This is a genomic window from Streptomyces botrytidirepellens (assembly GCF_003721215.1).
GTDB classification, from domain to species: domain Bacteria; phylum Actinomycetota; class Actinomycetes; order Streptomycetales; family Streptomycetaceae; genus Streptomyces; species Streptomyces himastatinicus.
The window spans coordinates 1-5,102 of record NZ_RIBZ01000205.1 but is presented as its reverse complement, the minus strand read 5'-3'; the positions used below and the strand labels follow the sequence as shown (position 1 = coordinate 5,102).

Here is a 5,102-nt window from a genome sequence, read left to right as displayed (position 1 = left end):
CCGACGGCGCGGGCGCCGGCACCGCCGCGGGCCGCGCGGCTCCCGCCACCGGCACGGCCACCGAGGCGGCGACGAGCATGCCGAGCAGAGTGCGGCGCAGGCGGCCGCGCACACGAGATACCATCCCTGTCCCCTTCCGTGCCGGATGTCGCACATAAGGGAAGGTAGGGAGCAGGTCGGGTAGTTGGCGTCACTCCAGGGGGTGCACTCGCCACGTAGCCCTCAGGGACTACGGGTACGACGCGGGGGGCCTGCGACGATCAGCCCATGGCTGAAATCACCTTGATGTCCGACCCGAGGGTCGCGGCCGTGCCGGTCAGCGAGTGCGGGGAGCCGCTGACGGACGTACGCCACACTCCGCGGCTGCTGGTCGACGGTCGGGCGGCGGACCCCGCCGGGGCCTACGCCTACCTGCGGCAGGGTCTGCTGGAGCGGCTGCTGGCGGCGCAGTCGGCGCTGCCGCCGGGCCTGCGGCTGCTGTTCATCGAGGGATACCGGCCGCCGGAGCTCCAGCGGCACTACTTCGAGCGCTACTCCGCCCGGCTGCGCGCCGCGCACCCCGCCTGGTCCGAAGCGGAGATCCGGGCGGCGGCGAGCCGCTACGTGTCACCGCCCGAACTCGCCCCGCACAGCGCCGGCGCCGCCGTCGACCTCACCCTCGCCGACGCGGACGGGCGCGAGCTGGACATGGGCACGCCCTGGGACGCGACCCCGGAGGAGAGCGCACGCGCCTGCTACACGGAGGCGGCGAACATCCCCGCTGAGGCCCGCGCCCGCCGGGACGCCCTGGGTGCGGCGCTGACCTCGGCCGGGCTGGTGAACTACCCGACCGAGTGGTGGCACTGGTCGTACGGGGACCGCTACTGGGCGCTCCACACCGGCGCCCCGGCGGCGCTGTACGGCCCGCGGGACCTCGCCGAGTCGCTCACGGAGACGCCATGAGGCGCGCGGGCGGCCGGACACAGCGACACGGCCCCGGCCGCCGGCAGGGGAGGAGGCGGCGGCCGGGGCGGCACGGTGAGCGCGATGACCCCGAGGGGTCAGCTGGGGTCGGTGACACCTCCGGAGTCCAGTTCGGCGGCGTCGGCGGTGTACGTACGCCGGTAGAGGTGGTTGTCGCGGCCGCGGATGAACAGCTCGATGTTGCCCGCTTTGCGGCTGACCGCGGCGGGGTTGTCGTCGGTGCCGGAGATGCCCAGGTCGATCCAGGCGCTCCAGGTCAGGCCGTTCCAGAAGCGGTGCAGGATCTGGTGGTCCTGCCCCTTGGCGAAGACGTCCAGCCGGTCCGGGCCCCAGGTGCAGACGGCCGGGCCGGAGAGGAAGCCGGTGCCGATGTCCCGCCAGGTGGACCAGGTGCTGCCGTTGAGCACCCGGTGCCACAGGGTGTTGCTGGCGGCGCCCCGCGCGACGAGGTCGACCCGGCCGGTACCCCAGGACGCGGCACCGACCGTGCCCTGGATGGTGCCGCCGATGTTGTTGAACGGCCCCCAGCCTGTGTCCGGCGGGGCGGTCGCGTGCAGGACCTGGTTGGTCGCGTTGAGCCCGAACAGATCGATCCGGCCTTCCCGCGCCGACGCCGCGGCGAGCCCGCTCCAGATCTTGGTGGCCTCGTTGGTGGCCGACCAGCCGCCCTCCCAGCCGGAGCCGTCGATGTAGGTCCTGCGGTACGCCGACTGCCCGTTGCCCACGCCGTAGACGGTGTAGCGGTCGGACCGGTAGGCGATGATCGCCGGGTCGTAGGCGAACGGGCCGCCCAGGTCGCTCCAGTCGTCCCAGCCGCCGGACTCGGTCCACGACCGGTAGGCGATCTTGTTGGTGGTGTTGCGGGCGACCACGGTGATGCGTTCGGTCTCCCGGGACGCCGCGCTCGGCGCCGAAAGGATCGCCCCGCCGACGTCCTCCCAGTCGGTCCAACTCCCCATGAGCAGCCTCCGTTTCACCCGATCCCGCTGACCGGTGAGGCCATTGCAGCGGCAACCGCTCGAAGGCGCCTGGAAGACGGCACCACTACGCCCGTTATGCGCTCAGGCGTACGCGCTCAGGACGTGCGCGCTCAGGGCGTGCGCGCTCAGGGCGTGCGCGCTCGGGCGTACGCGCTCAGGCGGTGCGCGAGGCGGCGACCTGGCGGGCCATGATCGTCGTCAGTTCGTACGCCGTGTGGGAGGCCGCCACCGCGGTGATCTCCGCGTGGTCGTACGCCGGGGCGACCTCGACCACATCGGCGGAGACCAGGTGGCAGCCGGCCAGGCCGCGCACGATCTCCAGCAGCTCGCGGGAGGTCAGGCCGCCCGCCTCGGGGGTGCCGGTGCCGGGGGCGTGGGCCGGGTCCAGGACGTCGATGTCGATGGAGATGTAGAGCGGGCGGTCGCCGATGCGCTGCCGCAGCTGGTCGGTGATCTCGTCCACGCCGCGCCGCATGACATCGGCGGAGGTGACGATGCCGAAGCCCATCTTCGCGTCGTCGTCCAGGTCCTGCTTGCCGTACAGCGGGCCCCGGGTGCCGACGTGCGAGAGGGCGGCGGTGTCGAGGATGCCCTCCTCGACGGCGCGCCGGAAGGGCGTGCCGTGGGTGTACTCGGCGCCGAAGTAGGTGTCCCAGGTGTCCAGGTGCGCGTCGAAGTGCAGCAGGGCGACCGGGCCGTGCTTGCGGGCGACGGACCGCAGCAGCGGGAGGGCGATGGTGTGGTCGCCGCCGAGGGTCATGAGCCGGGAGCCGCTGTCGAGGAGGTCGTCGGCGGCGGCCTGGACCGTCTCCACCGCCTCGTTGATGTTGAACGGGTTCGCGGCGATGTCGCCGGCGTCGGCGACCTGGGCGAGGGCGAAGGGGGCGGCGTCCTGCGCCGGGTTGTACGGGCGCAGCAGGCGGGACGCCTCGCGGATGGCGTTGCCGCCGAAGCGGGCGCCGGGGCGGTAGGAGACGCCTGTGTCGAAGGGCACACCGACCACGGCGACGTCCGCCGTGCCACCGACCTCGTCGACGCGCGGCAGCCGCGCGAAGGTGGCGGGACCGGCGTAGCGCGGGACGCGGGACGAGTCGACGGGGCCGACGGGGGATGCGGTGGGCTCACGGTCGCTTGCGGTCATGACGTCGAGCGTAGGCAGAGCGGCCGTTCCACCACATGTACGTTCCCCAGTACCAACCCCGGGCGATTTGGACACCACGTCCATTGCCGGGTGACCGGCGTCTCTCCCCGTGCGGGCCCTCACGTGTTAAGGTTGTGATAGTTGCAGTTTTGGTACCCATGAACGTTATGTGCGCCTGACGGGATGTAGCCTCAGGCGCATTTTTGTTTTAACCGGTCATTTCCGGATGGGGTCAATGCGGCGACGCGGATTCCGCGAAGTGCGGAATCCGGTTCGGCCCCCATTGAAGGAGAATGACATGGCCACCGGCACCGTGAAGTGGTTCAACGCGGAAAAGGGCTACGGCTTCATCGAGCAGGACGGCGGCGGCGCCGACGTCTTCGCCCACTACTCGAACATCGCCACCCAGGGCTTCCGTGAGCTCCAGGAAGGCCAGAAGGTGACGTTCGACGTCACGCAGGGCCAGAAGGGCCCGCAGGCCGAGAACATCGTTCCCGCCTGACGCAGCGNCAGAAGGGCCCGCAGGCCGAGAACATCGTTCCCGCCTGACGCAGCGCATACCGCGAGCCGGGGCCCGCACCTGAAGAGGTGCGGGCCCCGGCTCGTGCCCGCTTTCCGCGGGCCCGTCCCCGCCCGTTCCAGGAAGGCCGCATGAGCCGTTACGCCCGCTCGTCCCGTAAGCCCCGGTCACACTCCCGCTCCCCCGTTCGTACCAGCCGTCCCTCCGACGGCGGCAACGAATTCGCCCAGCTGCGCGGCGCCACCCCCGTGCTGCCCGCCGTCGCCGCGTTCGCCGAGCTGGACCTTCCGGACGGCCTCGCCGCGGAGTTGGCGCTCCAGGGCATCACGGTGCCGTTCCCGATCCAGGCGGCCACCCTCCCCAGCGCCCTCACGGGCCGCGACGTCCTCGGGCGCGCGCAGACCGGCTCCGGCAAGACCTTGGCCTTCGGCCTCGCGCTGCTGGCCCGCCTCGCCGGGCGGCGCGCCGAACCCCGCCGTCCGCTCGCCCTGGTCCTGGTGCCGACGCGGGAGCTGGCCCAGCAGGTCTCCGACGCGCTCGCGCCCTACGCCCGCCGGCTGCGGCTGCGCCCGGCCACCGTGGTGGGCGGCATGTCGATCAACCGCCAGGCCAATGCCCTGCGCGACGGCGCCGAGGTGGTCATCGCGACACCGGGTCGCCTCCACGACCTGATCGAACGCGGCGACTGCCGACTGGACCAGGTGAGCATCACCGTTCTCGACGAGGCCGACCAGATGGCCGACATGGGGTTCCTCCCGCAGGTCACGCGGCTGCTGCGGCAGGTGCCCGCCGACGGCCAGCGCCTGCTGTTCTCCGCGACCCTCGACAACCAGATCAGCCGCCTGGTGCGCGAGTTCCTCACGGACCCGGCGCTGCACTCGGTCGATGACTCGGCGGGCGCGGTCACCACGATGGAGCACCATGTGCTGCACATCGCGGACACCGACAAGCGCTCCGTCGCCACCCGGGTCGCCGCGCGGGACGGCCGCGTGATCATGTTCCTGGACACCAAGCACGCCGTCGACCGGCTGACCCGCCATCTGCTGGCCAACGGCGTACGGGCGGCGGCGCTGCACGGCGGCAAGTCCCAGCCGCAGCGCACCAAGACCCTGGAGCGCTTCAAGACGGGCGATGTCACCGCGCTCGTGGCCACGAACGTCGCGGCCCGCGGCATCCATGTCGACGACCTCGACCTGGTCGTCAACGTGGATCCGCCGTCGGACCACAAGGACTATCTGCACCGTGGCGGGCGCACCGCCCGCGCGGGCGGCTCCGGCAGCGTCGTGACGCTCGTCCTGCCCGACCAGCGCCGGGAGATGACCCGGCTGATGACCGCCGCAGGCATCACCCCGAACACGGCCCAGGTGCACTCGACCGACTCCGAGCTGGCCCGTATCACCGGCGCCCAGGAGCCGTCGGGCGTCCCGGTGACGATCAGCGCCCCGGCCCAGCGGCAGGCGCCCGGCCCCCGGCAGGCGCGCCGCGGTGGCGGCGGTGG

The 5,102-nt window shown here is 72.4% G+C and carries 5 protein-coding genes; 3 read left to right on the top strand and 2 right to left on the bottom strand.

The window, feature by feature from the left end; all coding sequences use genetic code 11:
• Positions 1 to 267: 267 nt before the first annotated feature.
• Positions 268 to 942, top strand: coding sequence for a M15 family metallopeptidase (locus tag EEJ42_RS15970; protein ID WP_123100601.1), 675 nt, complete (start codon positions 268 to 270; stop codon positions 940 to 942).
• Positions 943 to 1,040: 98 nt separating this feature from the next.
• Here the strand turns inward: EEJ42_RS15970 and EEJ42_RS15965 are convergent, their stop codons facing one another.
• Both EEJ42_RS15965 and speB read right to left on the bottom strand, forming a co-directional pair.
• Positions 1,041 to 1,922 carry a DUF8189 domain-containing protein gene (locus EEJ42_RS15965; RefSeq protein ID WP_123100600.1) on the bottom strand — a complete coding sequence of 294 codons (882 nt, stop codon included), beginning with the start codon at positions 1,920 to 1,922 and terminating at the stop codon, positions 1,041 to 1,043.
• Between the two features lie 175 nt (positions 1,923 to 2,097).
• On the bottom strand, positions 2,098 to 3,084 hold the full coding sequence (speB, locus tag EEJ42_RS15960) for an agmatinase (protein WP_009717735.1): 987 nt from the start codon (positions 3,082 to 3,084) through the stop codon (positions 2,098 to 2,100).
• A gap of 298 nt (positions 3,085 to 3,382) precedes the next feature.
• Between speB and EEJ42_RS15955 the strand changes: the two genes are divergently transcribed.
• Together EEJ42_RS15955 and EEJ42_RS15950 are read left to right on the top strand one after the other, a co-directional pair.
• Entirely contained in the window at positions 3,383 to 3,586 is a 204-nt protein-coding gene (locus EEJ42_RS15955) for a cold-shock protein (protein WP_009717734.1), read from the top strand.
• Positions 3,587 to 3,735: 149 nt separating this feature from the next.
• Positions 3,736 to 5,102: DEAD/DEAH box helicase (locus tag EEJ42_RS15950; RefSeq protein ID WP_148081967.1), on the top strand; the 1,367-nt coding region annotated here is incomplete at its 3' end.

Bases quoted from the DNA above. Each gene is read 5' to 3' on its own strand.
- EEJ42_RS15970 (WP_123100601.1), top strand. From the start codon at position 268: ATGGCTGAAATCACCTTGATGTCCGACCCGAGGGTCGCGGCCGTGCCG.
- EEJ42_RS15965 (WP_123100600.1), bottom strand. From the start codon at position 1,922: ATGGGGAGTTGGACCGACTGGGAGGACGTCGGCGGGGCGATCCTTTCG.
- speB (WP_009717735.1), bottom strand. From the start codon at position 3,084: ATGACCGCAAGCGACCGTGAGCCCACCGCATCCCCCGTCGGCCCCGTC.
- EEJ42_RS15955 (WP_009717734.1), top strand. From the start codon at position 3,383: ATGGCCACCGGCACCGTGAAGTGGTTCAACGCGGAAAAGGGCTACGGC.